At 65.2% G+C, this 17,168-nt stretch carries 17 protein-coding genes; 12 read left to right on the top strand and 5 right to left on the bottom strand.

Features of this window, described 5'->3' with window-relative positions; all coding sequences use genetic code 11:
* Positions 1-153: transposase (locus KZ498_RS17905; protein ID WP_312620588.1), on the top strand; the 153-nt coding region annotated here is incomplete at its 5' end.
* A gap of 131 nt (positions 154-284) precedes the next feature.
* On the opposite strand, the gene KZ498_RS17900 is transcribed toward KZ498_RS17905, so the two are convergent.
* Positions 285-1,124, bottom strand: coding sequence for an RNA ligase family protein (locus tag KZ498_RS17900; RefSeq protein WP_312620577.1), 840 nt, complete (start codon positions 1,122-1,124; stop codon positions 285-287).
* 363 nt (positions 1,125-1,487) lie between these two features.
* Here KZ498_RS17900 and KZ498_RS17895 point away from each other — a divergent pair, with 363 nt between their 5' ends.
* The 8 genes from KZ498_RS17895 (at position 1,488) to phoU (ending at position 8,900) form a co-directional block, all read left to right on the top strand.
* Positions 1,488-2,246: a helix-turn-helix domain-containing protein gene (locus KZ498_RS17895; protein ID WP_312620576.1), complete on the top strand. Its 759-nt coding sequence runs from the start codon at positions 1,488-1,490 to the stop codon at positions 2,244-2,246.
* A 105-nt stretch (positions 2,247-2,351) separates the two neighbouring features.
* Positions 2,352-4,052, top strand: a complete 1,701-nt coding sequence (locus tag KZ498_RS17890; protein WP_312620575.1) for a helix-turn-helix domain-containing protein — start codon at positions 2,352-2,354, stop codon at positions 4,050-4,052.
* A gap of 479 nt (positions 4,053-4,531) precedes the next feature.
* Entirely contained in the window at positions 4,532-5,245 is a 714-nt protein-coding gene (locus tag KZ498_RS17885) for a hypothetical protein (protein WP_312620574.1), read from the top strand.
* A 55-nt stretch (positions 5,246-5,300) separates the two neighbouring features.
* Positions 5,301-5,861 (top strand): hypothetical protein, encoded by a 561-nt coding sequence (locus tag KZ498_RS17880; protein ID WP_312620573.1) that lies wholly within the window; start codon positions 5,301-5,303, stop codon positions 5,859-5,861.
* A 247-nt stretch (positions 5,862-6,108) separates the two neighbouring features.
* Positions 6,109-6,237, top strand: a complete 129-nt coding sequence (locus KZ498_RS17875) for a hypothetical protein (RefSeq protein ID WP_312620571.1) — start codon at positions 6,109-6,111, stop codon at positions 6,235-6,237.
* Between the two features lie 161 nt (positions 6,238-6,398).
* On the top strand, positions 6,399-7,730 hold the full coding sequence (trkA, locus tag KZ498_RS17870; protein WP_312620570.1) for a Trk system potassium transporter TrkA: 1,332 nt from the start codon (positions 6,399-6,401) through the stop codon (positions 7,728-7,730).
* A gap of 56 nt (positions 7,731-7,786) precedes the next feature.
* Positions 7,787-8,098 (top strand): hypothetical protein, encoded by a 312-nt coding sequence (locus tag KZ498_RS17865; RefSeq protein WP_312620569.1) that lies wholly within the window; start codon positions 7,787-7,789, stop codon positions 8,096-8,098.
* 121 nt (positions 8,099-8,219) lie between these two features.
* The gene (gene phoU, locus KZ498_RS17860) at positions 8,220-8,900 is read left to right on the top strand and encodes a phosphate signaling complex protein PhoU (RefSeq protein ID WP_312620568.1); all 681 of its coding nucleotides are present in this window, start codon (positions 8,220-8,222) and stop codon (positions 8,898-8,900) included.
* Positions 8,901-9,176: 276 nt separating this feature from the next.
* On the opposite strand, the gene radB is transcribed toward phoU, so the two are convergent.
* Positions 9,177-9,887: a DNA repair and recombination protein RadB gene (gene radB, locus KZ498_RS17855; RefSeq protein WP_312620567.1), complete on the bottom strand. Its 711-nt coding sequence runs from the start codon at positions 9,885-9,887 to the stop codon at positions 9,177-9,179.
* Positions 9,888-9,941: 54 nt separating this feature from the next.
* On the bottom strand, positions 9,942-10,775 hold the full coding sequence (locus KZ498_RS17850; protein WP_312620566.1) for a hypothetical protein: 834 nt from the start codon (positions 10,773-10,775) through the stop codon (positions 9,942-9,944).
* A gap of 161 nt (positions 10,776-10,936) precedes the next feature.
* Here KZ498_RS17850 and KZ498_RS17845 point away from each other — a divergent pair, with 161 nt between their 5' ends.
* Positions 10,937-11,743: a hypothetical protein gene (locus tag KZ498_RS17845; RefSeq protein WP_312620564.1), complete on the top strand. Its 807-nt coding sequence runs from the start codon at positions 10,937-10,939 to the stop codon at positions 11,741-11,743.
* On the opposite strand, the gene larC is transcribed toward KZ498_RS17845, so the two are convergent.
* Both larC and KZ498_RS17835 read right to left on the bottom strand, forming a co-directional pair.
* The gene (larC, locus tag KZ498_RS17840) at positions 11,740-13,044 is read right to left on the bottom strand and encodes a nickel pincer cofactor biosynthesis protein LarC (RefSeq protein WP_312620562.1); all 1,305 of its coding nucleotides are present in this window, start codon (positions 13,042-13,044) and stop codon (positions 11,740-11,742) included. The genes KZ498_RS17845 and larC overlap by 4 nt on opposite strands.
* Before the next feature lie 69 nt (positions 13,045-13,113).
* Positions 13,114-13,530, bottom strand: a complete 417-nt coding sequence (locus tag KZ498_RS17835) for a universal stress protein (RefSeq protein ID WP_312620560.1) — start codon at positions 13,528-13,530, stop codon at positions 13,114-13,116.
* Positions 13,531-13,730: 200 nt separating this feature from the next.
* Between KZ498_RS17835 and KZ498_RS17830 the strand changes: the two genes are divergently transcribed.
* Complete coding sequence (locus KZ498_RS17830; protein ID WP_004518130.1) at positions 13,731-15,956, top strand: CDC48 family AAA ATPase; 2,226 nt, start codon at positions 13,731-13,733, stop codon at positions 15,954-15,956.
* Positions 15,957-16,153: 197 nt separating this feature from the next.
* Positions 16,154-17,167, top strand: a complete 1,014-nt coding sequence (locus tag KZ498_RS17825) for an NADP-dependent oxidoreductase (RefSeq protein ID WP_312620556.1) — start codon at positions 16,154-16,156, stop codon at positions 17,165-17,167.
* The last annotated feature ends 1 nt before the right edge of the window (position 17,168 follow it).

Below are 17,168 nucleotides of genomic sequence, written 5' to 3'. Positions count from 1 at the left end.
TATTCGCCGGAACTGAATCCTGTCGAGGAGTGCTGGAGACAGCTTCAAGCGTTTCTTAGCAACCGCTTCTTTGACTCACTCGACGAGCTGACGACAGCGATCGATACAGCTCTCGACCAACTTTCAATCCCAAAAGTGAGCAACTATTTCTAACGTCTACTATAGCTATCGCAAAAGCGTTAGACACAGTACAGCCGAACAGACAGGAGCAAAGGGCCACGACAGCAGTCATTCAGGTCACCGGACAGCAACGGAAGCCAGATTATCGGGTGAGCGTGGGCCACTTACCGTGCATCGAGAAACGCCCGCGTCAACGCCGCCACTTCGGAGCGAAACGACTGCATATCGACCGGGTCCGCACCGTGATAGAGCCGCTTGTGCTCTTCCCGAACGATGTCCTCGAGAGCTCGCTCGTAGAGTGTCTCGACCGTCACTGGCTGTTCGCGGTCTTCGAGTTTGGCAGCCAGCTTCCGAAACCGCTGCTGGGTCGCGTACCGGTGGGCCAGAGTTGACCCGTCGGCGTCGACCGGAATTGCCTCGTCCACCTCTCGAACGTCGGGATGGAGCAGCTTCGCACGGCCGCCGCGCTTGTTCCGGACCACGACGCCCTCGGCCGGCCCGTCGTACCACGCCGACTGTGGGATGTCGTAGCTTGTCGGGTCGAACTCCCGTGCCCGCCGTTCGCGTTCGACGGCGTTGACCGGCTGGAGACCGAGACGCTCGTAGATTCCCTGGACAACGTCCGGCGAGAGGAACCGGTCGTCCGCAGTTGACCAGATGTCGAAGCCGAGAAACGATGGCGTGCGGTCCCAGTCGTAGTCGATCGTGTGGTGGTGCATCGCTTCGCCGAAGAAGACGTACGCCTCGACGTCCTCGACGGCCCGCCGGAGCGCGTCTCGGTCGAGGTTGTCACGGACGTGCCGGACGGCGTGGCGGTACGGATCAGGCATCGCGTCGGGGTCGTCGTAGACGTTGCTCCGGTCGCCAAAGCGCAGGAGCCCTGACTGCTGCAGCTGAAAGCGCATGTTCGCCCCGTCGACCTTCTCCAGAAGCCACAGGTGTCCCTCCTGGAACATCTCTTCGGGGGCGTCATCGCCGCGTGGTATCGACGGGAACTGTTTCATTGATATATCGTTTTTTCTCCAACCGCTGCCCACCGACTACTCGGAGGGTCAATCCGCGGTCCAATAGTCTCTATGGCTCGTGGGGTTCTACTGTTGCCCCACAGTCCGGACATTCCCCGTCGGTGATCGTTAGCTGTGCATCACATGACGGGCAGTAGTCGCGATAACACGCTGGGTCGCCCATATCAGGTATACATTCCGGAGGAGTGAGAGCGTTTCCCCGGTCGGGCGCTCCGACTGAAGCTCTTGCGCACAGGCGAACGACACACCGACCCGCACTGTTGCTATCAATATAGCGTCCCGATTCGCAGACACTATCCGTATAGTCGCAATGACCTTCTGTGCAATCCCTCTGGAGTCCATATGAGCAACACCGGCGACCAGGGGTCGACGACCGAGGCGGACCAGCCAGTCGATGGCGCCGGGTACGGTCCGGGGAGCCCTCCCGGGACGGACGGGGCGACACGCGAGAAAAGCCTCGGCGTCGACCTGTGCCTGAGTCACCCGGAGCTGATTCTGACGGATGCGATCGAGAGCAGTCCGGACGTGACTGTGCGTCCGGAGCAGATGGTCGACGACGGCGCGTCGACCTTTCTGATTATCGCGGCCGCGGGCGAGACCCTCGATCAGTTCGAAACGGAACTGGAGCGGGACAACACGGTGTGTGACGTCGTCGTGTTGGACTGGACCGAGACGAACCGCGTGTATCGGGTCGAGGTCGCGGACAGCGCCGTCCGGATCACGCCGTCGCTCGTCCGCGCCGGCGGTCGGGTGTTCGACATGGAGGGAACCGGCGGGCAGTGGCTGGTACACGCACAGTTTCGGACCCGGTCGGCGCTGTCGGCGTTCCGCTCGGAGTGCTCCGACCGGGACATCACGTTTCGACTCGACCGGCTGTACTGGACCACCGGCGAGGCAAAGGCCGGGGCGTGCGGGCTGACCGCGGACCAGCAAGTCGCGCTCGAGACGGCACACAGAGAGGGGTACTTCGACGTGCCCCGCGGAATCTCGCAGGCCGAACTGGCGGAGAAACTCGACATCTCACCGTCGGCGATGTCACAGCGGATTCGGCGCGGGATGGACCAGGTCATCGGGTCGGAGCTCGGACTGACAGAGGAGTGAGGGACGGACCCGGCGCGCGTGTCGTTGAATTTTCAAGTGTGGGAGAAAGTGACAACGGGTCTATGGGCCAAAAAGGATATTGGCTCGCTGTGACTCCCATGCTGTATGAGACACCGAATCGTGAGCGGGATATGCGCTTTCCTCCTCTTGATGACCGTCGCGTCTGTCTCCGTAGGTGTCGCCGCCGCAGCGGACGGCGGCCAGTACGCTGACTACACAGCGACGGGCAACGAAACGGAGCCGGCGATACAGTCGGCCGAACCCACACAGGCTATCGGGAACGGGCCAAACGAGACCGGGTACGTCTGGGAACAGATAGACGGCGAGCGTGCCAGCAACTATCGACTGGCGGTGGCCGTCAGTTCGCCACAGGAGAATCTCGCGGTCTGTGCGAAGGCGAACGGTTCAGCGACGTGTACGCCGGTCGGTCCGAACGGGACTGCCACGCTCGCGACCCCCGGAGCTACCGGGCTCGATGACCTCTCTGTCTCTCTCTACAGCACGAGCGCCAACGCCACGCTGGATACGCAGTCGGTGTCTCTGCAGCCGATTCAGCGCGCCGGTGACGTCGACGGCGACGGGCTCACCAACAGTAACGAAGTCGCTCGGGGAACGAACCTCACTGACGCCGACACTGACGGCGACGGGCTGTCGGACGGTGCGGAGGTCCACCAGCACGGGACGGCCCCGACGGCCGTGGACACTGACGAAGACGGGGTCGCCGACAGGACCGAGATCCAACAGGGCACTGACCCGCTGCAGGTCGACACGGACGGCGACGGGCTGTCGGACGAACGCGAACTGGCGCTCGGGACGAACCCGACCGTCGCTGATACCGACGGCGATGGCCTGTCCGACCAGCGAGAGGCGTCCGGAAAGACCGACCCGACCGAGGCCGACACTGACGGTGACGGGGTCATCGACGGCCGGGAGCTGGAGATCGGCACGAACCCGATACAGGCCGACACTGACGGTGACGGGGTCGCTGACGGACGGGAGCTGTCTCTGGACACGGACCCGACAGTCGCGGACACCGACGGAGACGGGGCGGCAGACGGGACAGAACTCGAAGCGGGGACCGCACCCACCGAGAGCGATACCGACGGTGACGGCCTCGACGACGGCAAGGAACTGGCGGCTGGCACGTCCCCGACAAACGCCGATACGGACGGCGACGGCCTCCGTGACGGGCGAGAGGTTTCGACCCTCGGAACGGACCCGCTCGCGGCCGATTCGGACGGTGACTTCCTGCCCGACCGGCAGGAAGTCGCCTGGGGAACGAACCCGAACAGCGCGCTGACGCCCGCGTGGGTCACGAGCTCGCTTCTCGGGTTCCTCATCGGTATCGGGCTGACAGTCGCGGCGATCAGGCGCGGCTGGATCACGGAGCTCTCCGCGGCGGCCAGACTGTTCGTCTACCGTCGCTTCGAACTGGACCGGGAGATCATCGAGGTCAACCGTGAAATCGAGGCCACGGACGAGGAGACGGCCGACGCCGCAGGCGTCGACGCGGACACCGCGGCTGAGGTCTTCGAGCGAGGCGACCGGGAGTTCATGCCCGACGAACGGCTGGTGACGCTGATGCTGCAGGCCGAGAGCGGCCGCATGCACCAGACCGACATCGTCGAGGCGACGGACTGGTCGAAGGCGAAGGTCAGCCGTCTCCTCTCGCGGATGGTCGAGGACGGCGAGGTGGTGAAGATCCGTCTCGGCCGGGAGAACCTCATCTGTCTGGAGCGGGCGAAACCCGCAGCCGCGACCTCGCCCCACGCGGACGATATCAAGCCACCGACGCCAGGCGGATAAGTCAGCCCACACCCCACGGGACAGCCGGGTCGACAGTGACATCGCTGTACGTTGACGGCGTTTGTCACGTGAGTTTCCGCCAATTACAGCCGTCGACGCAGTCGTGGACGTGGCCACGGCAGTGGTCGGCGGATGCAGGAACCGCCTATTTTCGTCAATTCTGCCCTTCTACGTCCCGAAAACGGCAGAAGAGGTCCATACTGCAGGTACTGCCGCAGCTACGCATGTGTTTCTTTGTATACATGAGTTGTCGTCATCGCGGTGAAACAATCCGGTACTGTGCGTGAAACAGTGCTAGAGAACGGTTCTGTGACAGAGAATCCGATAAATCGGCGCCTCACGTCTTTAGAGCCCATTTTTACTGTCCCCTGATTCGGGGTAAGTCGGCCATTATCGACCCGTTAAATCGGTGAAACAGTCGCAATCGGCGGAACAGTCGACCCGGTATATGTCGGTTGCTGGAAAAGGGAGAAGCGAACATGTCGATAGCTGAAACCACTTCCGAACCCACGACAGCTGAGTCCGAGGAGTCCACGACAGACGAGTCGCCGTCTGCGGAATCCGCGTCTGACGACGGGCTCGCCCGCGACGACCTCTTCCACGTACTCCAGTGTCGTCGCCGCCGCCTGGTACTCAAGTACCTCCAGGAGTACCCCGGCGATGGACCGGCTGATATGAGCGATATCGCCGAACACATCGCCGCGCTGGAACACGACACGACGGTCGATTCGCTGCGCTCGAAACAACGCCAGCGCGTCTACATCGCGCTGTACCAGTCCCACCTCCCGAAGATGGACGACGCGGGCGTCATCAACTACAATCAGGACCGCGGACTCGTCGAGGCCACCGCGCTCGCGAACTCCTTCGACGGGTATCTCGACGAGGAACCCTCCCTACTGTCGACGCCGGCCCCGGAGTCGACGCCGTCGACCGAGTCCGACCGCGACCACGCGCGGACAGGTGCGAACGCGTCGACCGACGAGCGGTGGTCCAGTCGATATCTCGGGACCGCGTGTGCCACGCTGGTCGCAGTCGGGGGGCTCGCACTCAGCGGGACCGCAGTGTCGGGCGTCGCCGTCGCGCTTGTCGTGAGCGTGGCGTTCCTGCTGTTGTCGCTGAGCCATCGGTTCTCGCTGTCGGTGCCACAGTCGCTCACTGACCGTCTCCGGACCGCTCTCAGCCAGGCGACGTAAGCTGCTAACGGGATAGATGCGTGCACACAGCGGCACATTCAGAGGGCACTAGATCGTGGTACCGACTGCTGTGCTCGACGCCGTCCTTGCTACAGAGGAGACGACCGTGTCCCCGGACCAGGACGGCCTCGACGATGCGACGATGTTCGATATCCTCGACAACGAGCGCCGCCGAGCGTGTCTGGGCTGTCTCTCCGAGCACGAGACGGAGCTGTCTGTCAATGACCTGGGTCGACAGGTGGCGCGCGTAGTCGCCGACGCGGAGACCGACAGTGACGACCTCTACGACAGCGTGTACATCTCGCTCTGTCAGACACACCTTCCCAGGCTCGACGCCGTCGGGCTGGTCGAGTACGAGCCGGACCGAAAGCGGGTCCGTCAGGGCCCCAGATTCGACGCTATCAGGTCCCAGTTCGAACCGGCCCGCACGAACGACTGCGACCCGAGTGACACGGTTCGAACCGGTCCCATCGCGAGTGTCCTGACGGTCCTCATAGGTACGGCTGCGGTCGTGGGTCCACCGACGGCCAGGCCGGCACTGCTTCTCGGACTCGTTGTGACCCACCTTCTCGTACTCGTGCTCGCGTCCACATCGACGTCTCCAATCACTTACTGAGCTTGCCCGGGGGGGAGCGACAGATACGCCGACCGGCACGGGACAGTAGTCACCTGCTACTACAGCGAGCGTTCCGCCAGGCGCCCGCTACGTGCTGGAGAGGGCCCCGGACGGGACCCATGTCACAGTCGTCGTGACCGGTTCGATCCAGCGGCCCAAGTGTCTGACAGAAGTACGCGTCTACTTCAGGGGTAGCGGGCGTAAAGAAGCATATAATCAAGCGGTGGGGGAGACAGAGAAAGTGTGTATGACCGACTACGCCAGTATGCGAAAGGCGATCGAAGAGACGAAAGAATCGTTCGATGCGGTCGAACGGTTCCAACGTCGGTCAGTCCTCTGTCCCTGGTTAGACGTGCCGCTCCGAGACGAGTCCTGAGAGGCTCGGCGCCTGTCGCTCCTGTCCCATCGGTACCTGTCCCGGTCAGGTTCGTAGCTCACCTGCCGCGAGGCGGCGGTCCACTGTTTGCTGGCCGGATGAAAATACACTTCACCTATCGGTTGAAAGGGGGTGCACATGTACCAGGCGGAGGCGCAGCCGTGTATATTATAATCGTCGGCGCGGGCCAGGTCGGTTCGAACATCGCCAAGAGCCTCGCGGATAGTCACGAAGTCGCCGTCGTCGACATCGACCCTGACTGTGTGGAGACGCTGATGTACGACGCCGACGTGCTCGGTATCGAGGGGGACGGCGCGGAACTGGATACGCTCTCGGAGGCGGGCATCGAGAAAGCCGACGTACTCATCGCCAGTACCGACGACGACGAGACGAACATCGTCACCTGCGGGACCGCGATAACGGCCGCCGACCCGTTCACCATCTCCCGCGTCAAGAGCGCGAAGTTCCTCCGGACCTGGGAGAAATCCAGGGGCGCCTTCGGGGTGGACCACATGGTCGCAACGAACCTGCTCACCGCGGAGAACCTCGCCCGCGTCATCGGTCTTCCCGGCGCGCGCGACGTGGAAACGTTCGTCGACGGGCAGGTCCAGATGGGGGAGTTCGAGGTACTCGACTCCAGTCCCATCACGAACCAGACCGTCGCGGAGGCCGACCGCTATGAGTCTCTGACCTTCGCCGCTGTACTGCGCGACGACGAGGTCATCATCCCGCGTGGGGAGACGGTCATCAAGACAGGCGACGATATCGTCGTTATCGGCAGCCGTGATAGTGTCCGTCTGTTCGCGACCGAAATCGCACCGGATTCCGAAACGACCCAGAACGTCCTCATCGTCGGCGGGAGCGATGTCGGCTATCATACCGCGCGACTGCTTCAGGACCGGGGAATCAAACCCCGACTTATCGAACAGGACCACGACAGGGCACGCGAGCTCGCTGAGAACCTGCAGGGGACCACCGTGCTCGAAAGTGACGCGACCGACAGCGACTTCCTCGAGCGGGAGCACGTCGAAGACGCCGACGCCGTGGTCGCGACGCTCGACAGCGACGAGAAGAACCTCCTGGTGACGTTGCTGGCCAAACGACTCGGTGCGGAGCGAACCGTCGCTGTCGTCAACGCCGGCGAGTACGTCGACCTGTTCGAGGCCGTCGGCGTCGACGTGGCCGTCAATCCACGCGAGACGACCGCCGAGGAGATTACCCGGTTCACCCGGGAGTACGACGCGACGAAGGTCGCCATCATCGAATCCGACCGCGCCGAGGTGCTGGAAATCGAGATATCCGCCGATAGCGTCCTCGCGGGGCGGCCGATTCAGGAGTCGGTGCAGGAACTCCCGACCGGCGTGGTCATCGGGGCCATCAGCCGCGGCGGGGAACTGGTCATCCCCCGCGGTGACACCGTCATCGAACCCGGCGACCACGTCGTGGTGTTCGTCGACGCTGATTGCCTGGAAGCGGTCAACGACAAACTGTAGTGAGCGGGCGGGGTTCTTCCCGAGAGACTAAGCCTCGCTACCGCCTCGATTATCGTATGGCGTCGACTGCAGACCGCATCGTTCTCTCGTTTGCCCCCACCGCTACCGGCGGGGACCCCTGGTCCGGCGTCGATACCGAGTGGATCGTCGACGAACTGCGTTCGGACTCCTATCAACAGTACCTCCGCCGTGCCCACGGTGGCCCGGTGTCCGTCGGCGAGGAGTGGGCCGAGTTCGTGAGCTGTGGCTGTGCAACGCCACAGGACGTACTGTTGCGCGTCGAGCGCGTCGAGGGCGGGACGGTCCTCGACGAGGCGACGACCCTGGACGTCCAACCCCGCGACGTCGCTGGGACAGTGTCACAGTAGCTGTCTCTCTCTGTCGAGGGCGCTGGTCCATCGTATCACTCCCGATACCGCCGTCGCGTCGGTATCGGGATATATTGGGAGAATGGAAAGGCTGATGAACGCCACTCGCACATTCCGGACTATGCCACGCGAATCCTATCAGGAGGGACTGAACTCGCTCCGCGAGGACGTCCTCTATATGTCAGAGGTCGTCCTCGAACGGCTCCGGTTGGGGCTGGATGCGCTCGAACAGAAAGACGAGGAGATGGCCCGGGAGGTCATCGAAGGCGACCACGAGATCAACCAGCTCTATCTCGACCTCGAACGGGACTGCATCGACCTGCTGGCGCTGCAACAGCCGGTCGCGTCCGATCTCCGCTTTATCGCCGCGTCGTTCAAGATCATCACCGACCTCGAACGGATCGGCGACCTCGCCACGAACCTCGGCGAGTACTCTCTGGAGGCTGAACGCGACGTCTACCCCGAGGTCGACATTCAGGACGTCGCCGACGTGACAATCGAGATGGTCGAGAGCGCTATGGCGGCCTACGGCGAGGAGGACGTCGACCAGTGCTACACGATCGCCGACATCGACGACGAGGTGGACGAACGCTGTGAGTCGGCCTCCGAGACGGTCGTGCGTGACCTCATCGAGCGGGAGATCGACGCCGACTCCAGCGAGGTCGAAATCGAGCAACTGATGGCCGACGTGTCCCGCCTCCTGCTGACGATTCGAGACATCGAACGCGTGGGCGACCACGCCGTCAACATCGCCGCGCGGACGCTGTACATGGTCGAGAACGACGACGACCTCATCTACTAAGACCCACTTTTTACTTCGTCGCCCTTCCTCGCGGCGCTTCGCGCCGCTGTGGGAGGGCTCCTCGCAAAAACTTGGGGAAAAACGCGGGAATCGCAAGCGATTCCCGTGAAACGGCTCGCGCTGCTCGCCGTATATTCTTATTACAGCCACACGCCTCCCCAACCGACTGCGTTGCTCGGCTCGCTCCGCTCACCTGCGCGACTCGTCCCTCGCGCTTGCGACGCGGCCGTCGCCGCGACGGCGCGCGCCTGACAGCAGTATCTCTCTACGAAGAGCCTACTGCGGCGTCTCGGGCGTGTCGTCGCCCACGAGCCCCGAGTCGGTGATGCGGAACTGGGCCGTGTCGCCGGCCGGTTTGGCGCGGTGTTTCTCCAGGGTGGCGCGGCGGTTGCCGCCGCGGAACCGGTCCAGGCGGACGATTGCGCCCGACCAGTGGTTGAGGGTGTGGCCGCCAAGCGCCGTCGAGCGGTCGCTGTCGGGGTCGGTGAACACCTGGTTTGTGAACATGACCGCGAGGTCGTGTTTGCGGGCCAGCGAGAGCAGGTGGGTGATCTGGCGGGCCACGTCCCGCAGCGTCTCGCCGCCGTCCCCGTCGTCCCGGCGGAGCCGATAGAACCCGGTCGCGCTGTCCAGCACGATGAGTTCGACCTCGGCGGCGAACTCGGCGGCGTCCTGGACGGCTTCGGCCTGTTCGTCGTAGTCCAGCGCCTCGGTGATGATGAGCCGGCCGGCGAGGTCGTCCACGGTCTGTGCCGTGCCGCGCGCGCGGCCGCTGGCGACCTGTTCCATCCGGTCGGCGGAGAGCCCCTCGGTGTCGATGTACAGCGCCGCGTCGCCGGCGGCGGCGACTTCCATCACCGCCGACAGGGCGAAGTTGGTCTTGCCGGCCGCCGGCGGGCCGTACACCTGCGTAACGGTGCCGTGTTCCAGCCCGCCACCCAGGAGGTCGTCGATGGCGCCACACCCGGTCGGGACGTACTCGCTCACGAACAGGGGTTGGGCAGGTTCGGATAAAAACACTGGTACCTGACGGTATTGCTGTCAGGCGTCCGAAAGTCGCTCTGCCAGCGTCCACTCGGCGAGCGACACGTCGTCGATTTCGGCCGTCGCGAACCGCAGGTTCGACCCCCACCTGCGGGTGATGACGAGCGATTCTGCGTCCAGTTCGTACGACCCCAGGTCCTCCCAGGCGTAGAACCGCCTGGCGACCGGCAGTCTGATCTCCAGCCCGTCTTCGGTCGCAACTGCGGTGCGGTTCCCGCCAGTCGAGAGGAGGACGAACCCAGTAGGGAACAGAATCTGGCCGGTGTACTGGAGCAGGGCGAGGTCGAACACCGCGCCGACGGCGAAGCCGACGGTCGCGACGCCGGCGACGGCCCCCCCGACGTACAACCGCCGCCGCTGTGCCGACACGGGCCAGCTCGCTCGCCACCGGGTCACCACTTCGGCGCCTTCGGTGACCGCGGCGGCGTACCGCGTCTGTGCCATGACCGCGACCGCGACCCCGGCCAGAAACGCCAGCAGGCCGAAGAAAAACGCCACCAGGCCGCCGACCCCGGCGCTGCCCAGCGACGCGAACCCGACGACGGCGTAGGCAACCGCGAGCACCGTCGGTAGCCAGCGCCTGCGAGTCGCGCCGAGCCTGACGGCCGCTCCCGGCCGACCGGAGAGGCCCCAGGCCGTCGCAGTACCCACGGTGGCGAACGTTCCAAGCAGCGCCAGATACAGCAGCCACGTCTCGGTGACGCCGACGCCTTCGAGAAGCGGTACGACCGGTGGCGCCAGGATAAAGCCCAGATACGCGCCGCTGACCGCACCGAACAGCGGGTCCGACGCCGCGCGTCCTCCGTCAGTGTTGCCCCCCGACCGCATCATCGGACTTCCACTCACCTGTGATAAAAAGTCTATTAAATGTAACAGATATCCAGATTGTCTCTATCCGTCTCTACACCTTCGCTTCTGGTATCCAACTGAAACCGGGATTCGGACCGCCGGACCCCCCACAGCTGTAAGTAATCGGCGGGCGAACTCCGGCCGTGATTGTCGTCGCCACCGAGGATTTCGAAGTGTACCACGGCGTCGTCAACGAGCTCCGCGACCGCGGCGTGGCGTTTACCACTATCGAACCGGGCGACGAGTGGCCCGAGGGGGCGGACGTCGCAGTAATCGCGGCCGGTGAGTCGGTCGAGATCCCCGACGGCGTGGACGTCGTGCAGGCGGCCCCGGACGCGCCGCGCCGGGCCGTCGAGGCCGTTATCTCGGCGCTGCGCGGCGGCGACGGTCGCACCGTCATCGGCATCGACCCCGGCGAGCGACCGGGCGTCGCGATTCTCCACGGCGACATGGTCGTTGCAGCGTTCCAGGTGCCGGCAGCGGAGGTCGGCGAGATCGTCCGTCGGGAGGTCGAAGACGCCGTCAACCCGGTGGTTCGCGTCGGCGACGGCGCGCGGCTCGTCGGCGCGCGCATCATCGACGACGTCCAGTCAGTGCCGGTGGAACTGGTCGACGAAACGGGAACGACACCGTATCTCGGTTCCGGCACCCGCGGGATGGGCGACGTGCTGGCCGCGGTCAACATCGCCCGCCTTGACGGCGAGGAAATAGAGAGCCGGACTATCGAGCCCACGGCCGGGGAGCTCCAGAAGATTAAGGACCGCTCGCGGGAGGAAAGCGACACGAACAGAGCAATCAGCGAGGGACTGGCCCGGCGGGTCGCGACGGGCGCACTCACCGTCGAGGAGGCGCTGGCCGAACACGGCAGCGACACCGCGACCGACGAGAGCGAGGGGGAAGCCGACGACGAGGACAGCTCCGAACACGAACCGGCCGACGAGAGCGGCTAGGGCGAAACCATCCGCTCGGCTCGCTGCATCACTTCGCGGACGGGGAGCCCGGTCGCCTCCGCGACGGCGGCGGCGTCGTCGTACTCCGCGCTCACGTCGAACACCGTGCCGTCGGTGTCGCTCGCAATCTTGACCGTGACCTCGAACTGCTCGCCGTCGACGGAGAGCGCGACCGTCTCGTACTCCCGGTCGGCGACCCAGCGGTGGCCCGCCCCGGACTCGCGCACGCCGAGCGTCCCGGTCGCCTCGGCGAGGCGGCGCGCGACCCGCTCTGCGTCTTCCGGCCTGCAGATGACCTTGACGATGTGGCCGGGCCGGGATTTCTTCATCGTCGTCGGGACTACCGACACGTCGCGTGCGCCGACCTCCGGAAGCGACCGCTGGAGGTCGCCAAGGACTTCCGGCGAAACGTCGTCGACGTTCGTCTCGAGTACGGTTATCTCGTCGCGGCGGAGCCCGCCCGAACCGTCGCCGACCATCGCCCGCAGGACGTTGGGGCGGTCGTCGAGGTTCCACCCGCCAGCGCCGTAGCCCGACGCCTCGACGGCGAGTGGCGGTAGCGACTCGGTCCCCTCTGCGATGTGGGCGAGAATCGCTGCGCCGGTCGGTGTCACGAGCTCCCTGTCGATGGGGCCACCCTGCAGCGACCAGTCGGCCTGCGCTGCGATTTCGACCACCGCCGGGGTCGGAACCGGGTAGGTCCCGTGGCTCATCTCCAAGCTTCCGCCGCCGGTCGAAAGGGGCGTCGTCACGACCCGTTCCACGTCGAGGTCATCCAGCAGGAGGCAGACGCCGACGATGTCGGCGATGGCGTCGTCGGCCCCGACCTCGTGGAAGTGCGTCCCGTCGAGGTCCGTCCCGTGGACCGAGGCCTCCGCGCGCCCGAGCATCTCGATGATCGCCAGCGCGTCCGTCCGGACAGAGCCAGGCAGGGCCATCCCCTCGACGATGTCGACGACGTCCGTGTACGCTCGGCTCGGGCCGTGACCCTCGGCGTGGGTGTGGTCGTGGTCGCCGTGGGAGTGTGGCTGTTCGTCGTCGGCGTGGGTGTGGTCGTGGGAACGTCCGTCGTCGCTGGAGTGGTCACGAGGCCCGTCGCTATCGCTATCGGCGTCGGATACCAGCACCTCGACGCGCGTGGCGGCGATGCCACAGCGGTCCACCTCGGAGACGGCGTACTCGACAGGGAGTGCGGCCTCGACCGGCGACAGGGCCTCGCGGTCGGCCCCGGCGGCCAGCAGCGCCCCCAGAAGCATGTCGCCGGCGGCACCCATGCGGCCGTCGAAAGCGAGTGTTCGCATACACAGGGGGTCGCGCCCCGCGAGTAAAAGCCCTCATACTACGGTTCCACCGACCCCTCGTGTCGGTGGTCAGGCCTGGCGGACGATGTGGACGTCGTAGGCCTCGCCGTCGGTGAGTTCGCCGATGGGGACGACGATGTCCTCCGTGTCGTCACTGCCGAGGAACACGACACTTGCGTCGACGTCGCGGGCAGACTGTCTGATTGTCGCCGACAGTTCGCTGGTGGAGTGGGCGCTCACGTCGTCGTAGCGGAGTTCGGAGTCGTCGGTCGCCTCCTCGATCTTGCGTCTGAGGTCGTCCGCGGCGGTTTCGGCGGCGAAGTCCTCGGTCGGGTCGACGCGCCGGCGGCGCTCGGCATAGTCGGCTCCGGTGGGAATGAACGCGACAGCGACGACGTCCTCGCCGAGCGCCGCGGCGTAGGTAACGGCGCGGTGGAGCGCGGCGTCTGCGAGCGGTGACCCGTCGAAGGGAACGAGAAATACCATATCGGCGCTATCGCGTCCAGCCTTATGAAACGCGGCGATGGCGGCAGCCTGTGTCACCGCCCACCAGGCCGGGGGCTATTCCATACCGCTGTGCAGTATGTTATTAGGTAACATATAAACCCGTCGCCGTGCGTCTTGCCCGCCGGTAGCATAAAGCATATCTCCGGGGCTACCCGAGTTCAGTGTAAGCAGGCTCTACTATGAACGAAGTCCAATTGGAAGTGGCGAAGGCCTACCCGAACGACTCGGGACGCGGTATCGCCAGACTCGACCCCGATACGTTGTTGCACCTCAAGCTCTCCCCCGGCGACATCATCGAAATCGAAGGGAGCGATACGACCGCGGCGAAGGTGTGGCGCGCCGACCGACAGGACTGGAACACCGACACCGTCCGCATCGACGGTTTCACGCGCCAGAACGCCGACGTGGGTATCGGCGAGCGCGTCACCATCCGGAAGGCCGAGGCCGAGAAGGCCGACAAGCTCGTCCTCGCGCCGCCGGAAGAGGCGTCGGTCCAGTTCGGCTCCGACGCCGCCGGCATGGTCAAACGGCAGATTCTGAAACGGCCGGTCGTCGAGCGTGACATCGTCCCGGTGATGTCGTCGACGAACCACCCGTTCATGCGCTCGCCCGGACAGGCCATCCCGCTCATCGCGGTCGAGACCGAGCCCGAGGGCGTCTGTCTCATCACCGAAGATACAGAGGTCGAGCTCCGCGAGGAGCCCATCTCCGGCTTCGAGAAGACCGGTGGCGGCATCACCTACGAGGACATCGGTGGGCTCCAGAACGAGATCCAGCGGGTCCGCGAGATGGTCGAGTTGCCGATGAAACACCCCCAGATATTCAAGAAACTCGGCATCGAGCCGCCACAGGGGGTCCTGCTCCATGGACCGCCCGGCACCGGGAAGACCTTGCTCGCGAAGGCCGTCGCCAACGAGACCTCCGCCAGTTTCTTCTCTATTGCCGGCCCCGAGATCATCTCGAAGTACTACGGGGAGTCCGAACAGCAGTTACGCGAGATCTTCGAGGACGCGAGCGAGGAGTCGCCCTCGATCATCTTCATCGACGAGCTGGACTCCATCGCGCCCAAGCGCGAGGACGTGACCGGTGAGGTCGAGCGCCGCGTCGTCGCCCAGTTGCTGACGATGATGGACGGCCTCGAATCCCGTGGCCAGGTCATCGTCATCGCCGCGACGAACCGCGTCGACAGCGTCGATCCGGCGCTGCGCCGTCCCGGTCGCTTCGACCGCGAGATCGAGATCGGCGTGCCGGACGAGGTGGGCCGCGAGGAGATCCTCCAGATCCACACCCGCGGCATGCCGCTGTCGGACGACGTGAACCTGGCGAAGCTGGCGACGGACACGCACGGCTTCGTCGGGGCCGACATCGAGAGCCTGACCAAGGAGGCCGCGATGAAGGCGCTGCGCCGGTACCTCCCGGAAATCGACTTAGACGAGGAGGATATCCCGCCGAGCCTCATCGACCGGATGATAATCAAGCGCGACGACTTCAAGGGCGCGCTCAACGAGGTGAGTCCGTCGGCGATGCGGGAGGTGCTGGTCGAGCTCCCGAAGATGTCCTGGGACAACGTCGGCGGCCTCAGCGGACCCAAAGAGCAGGTCCAGGAGGCCGTCGAGTGGCCGATGAACTCCCCGGAGAAGTTCGAGCGCATGGGCGTGACGCCGCCGTCGGGGGTGTTGCTGTACGGCCCGCCAGGCACCGGGAAGACGCTCATGGCGAAAGCCGTCGCCAACGAGACCGACGCCAACTTCATCTCGGTCCGTGGCCCGCAGCTGCTCTCGAAGTGGGTCGGCGAGAGCGAGAAGGCCATCCGGCAGACGTTCCGGAAGGCCCGCCAGGTCGCTCCGACCATCATCTTCTTCGACGAACTCGACTCGCTGGCACCGGGTCGGGGCGGCGAGATGGGGTCGAACGTCTCCGAGCGCGTCGTCAATCAGCTCCTGACCGAACTCGACGGGCTCGAAGAGATGGAGGACGTGATGGTCATCGGCGCGACCAACCGGCCGGACATGATCGACCCGGCGCTGATCCGCTCGGGCCGGTTCGACCGGCTGGTGATGATCGGCGAGCCCGACATCGAGGGCCGCGAACAGATCCTGAAGATCCACACGGACGACACGCCGCTGTCGCCCGACGTGAGCCTGCGCGAACTGGCCGAAGTCAGCGACGGGTTCGTCGGCTCGGACCTGGAATCCATCGCCCGGGAAGCAGCCATCGAGGCACTCCGCGAGGACGACGACGCGGAGGAAGTCGAGATGCGCCACTTCCGGCAGGCGATGGACAGCGTGCGCCCGACGATCACCGACGACATCCGCGAGTACTACGAGCAGATGGAAGAGGAGTTCAGAGGCGGCTCCAGCCCGCAACGGCAGGCCGGGACCGGCGGTCGGATCGGCTTCCAGTAGGGCTCCGGCGCTCTCTTGCTCGCTCGCCGCGGTTCGAACACGACTTTCTGCGTTGGGACGGTGATTCGACGCTGCCGAGCAGCGGTACCTCCCCGCTGACCGCACAACACCAGTGCATAATTATTAGATAAATTATAATACCGGTGTTTGTTTCTCCTTTCGAAGCCCCCTTTCGGGTCCCAGGTGTACCGGGTGGTATGTCGAACACGAACCGCGTTTACAGGCTGGCAAAGCGCCCCGAAGGGACCCCCGACCGCGATACGTTTGCCCTCTCCGAGGAGGCGGTCCCCGAACCGGGGCCCGGCGAAGCGCTCGTCAAGACGCTGTACCTCTCTGTCGACCCGTACATGCGCGGCCGCATGCGTGACAGCGAATCGTACGCGGACCCGTGGGAGGTAGGTGACCCGCTCCGGGGCGGGGTCGTCGGTGAGGTCGTCGAGTCCAACGGCGCGGGCTTCGAGGAGGGCGACGTCGTCACTGGCGAGCTGGAGTGGGCGGAGTACGCCACGGCGGCCGGACCGGCGCTCACACAGATCGATCCCGAACTCGCACCGATTTCGACGGCGCTGGGCGTCCTGGGCATGCCTGGCCTGACAGCGTATTTCGGCACCCGGGACGTGGCACAGCCATCGGCCGGTGACACGTTCGTCGTCACCGGCGCTGCGGGGGCCGTCGGCTCCGTTGCGGGCCAGCTCGCCAAGCTCCAGGGCGCACGCGTCGTCGGCTTCGCCGGCTCCGAGGAGAAGGTCTCGTTCCTCGAGGACGACCTCGGCTTCGACGAGGGGATCAACTACAAGGCGACCGACGACTACCGGGCGGCGCTGGACGAGGCCGCGCCCGACGGCGTCGACGTCTACTTCGATAACGTCGGCGGACCGATTACCGACGCTGTGTTCACGCGCCTCAACACCGACGCACGTGTCGCCGTCTGCGGCCAGATATCTATGTACAACAGCGAGGAGGTTCCGATGGGGCCGCGCAAACTGGGCAAGGTCATCCAGTCTCGCGTGACTGTCCAGGGACTCCTCGTCTCCGACTTCGAGCCGCGGTTCGAGGACGCGACGAAACAACTCGGTCAGTGGGTCGCTTCGGGCGAGCTCTCCTACCGGGAAACCGTCACCGAGGGCATCGAGAACGCGCCCGACGCGTTCCTCGGGCTGTTCGAGGGCGAGAACATCGGCAAGCAACTCGTGCAGGTCGCTGAACGGTAGG

The organism is Haloarcula sp. 1CSR25-25 (assembly GCF_032027985.1).
Lineage (GTDB): Archaea > Halobacteriota > Halobacteria > Halobacteriales > Haloarculaceae > Haloarcula.
The sequence above is the reverse complement of the archived record's forward strand: the minus strand, read 5'-3'. Positions and strand labels throughout refer to the sequence as shown.

What these genes read in the sequence shown, in the direction of transcription:
- KZ498_RS17835 (WP_312620560.1), bottom strand. Translation starts at nt 13,530, where the DNA reads ATGGTATTTCTCGTTCCCTTCGACGGGTCACCGCTCGCAGACGCCGCG.
- KZ498_RS17875 (WP_312620571.1), top strand. Translation starts at nt 6,109, where the DNA reads ATGACCGACTACGCCAGTATGCGAAAGGCGATCGAAGAGACGAAAGAA.
- KZ498_RS17895 (WP_312620576.1), top strand. Translation starts at nt 1,488, where the DNA reads ATGAGCAACACCGGCGACCAGGGGTCGACGACCGAGGCGGACCAGCCA.
- KZ498_RS17825 (WP_312620556.1), top strand. Translation starts at nt 16,154, where the DNA reads ATGTCGAACACGAACCGCGTTTACAGGCTGGCAAAGCGCCCCGAAGGG.
- KZ498_RS17830 (WP_004518130.1), top strand. Translation starts at nt 13,731, where the DNA reads ATGAACGAAGTCCAATTGGAAGTGGCGAAGGCCTACCCGAACGACTCG.
- larC (WP_312620562.1), bottom strand. Translation starts at nt 13,044, where the DNA reads ATGCGAACACTCGCTTTCGACGGCCGCATGGGTGCCGCCGGCGACATG.
- KZ498_RS17850 (WP_312620566.1), bottom strand. Translation starts at nt 10,775, where the DNA reads ATGATGCGGTCGGGGGGCAACACTGACGGAGGACGCGCGGCGTCGGAC.
- KZ498_RS17865 (WP_312620569.1), top strand. Translation starts at nt 7,787, where the DNA reads ATGGCGTCGACTGCAGACCGCATCGTTCTCTCGTTTGCCCCCACCGCT.
- KZ498_RS17890 (WP_312620575.1), top strand. Translation starts at nt 2,352, where the DNA reads ATGAGACACCGAATCGTGAGCGGGATATGCGCTTTCCTCCTCTTGATG.
- KZ498_RS17885 (WP_312620574.1), top strand. Translation starts at nt 4,532, where the DNA reads ATGTCGATAGCTGAAACCACTTCCGAACCCACGACAGCTGAGTCCGAG.
- KZ498_RS17900 (WP_312620577.1), bottom strand. Translation starts at nt 1,124, where the DNA reads ATGAAACAGTTCCCGTCGATACCACGCGGCGATGACGCCCCCGAAGAG.
- phoU (WP_312620568.1), top strand. Translation starts at nt 8,220, where the DNA reads ATGCCACGCGAATCCTATCAGGAGGGACTGAACTCGCTCCGCGAGGAC.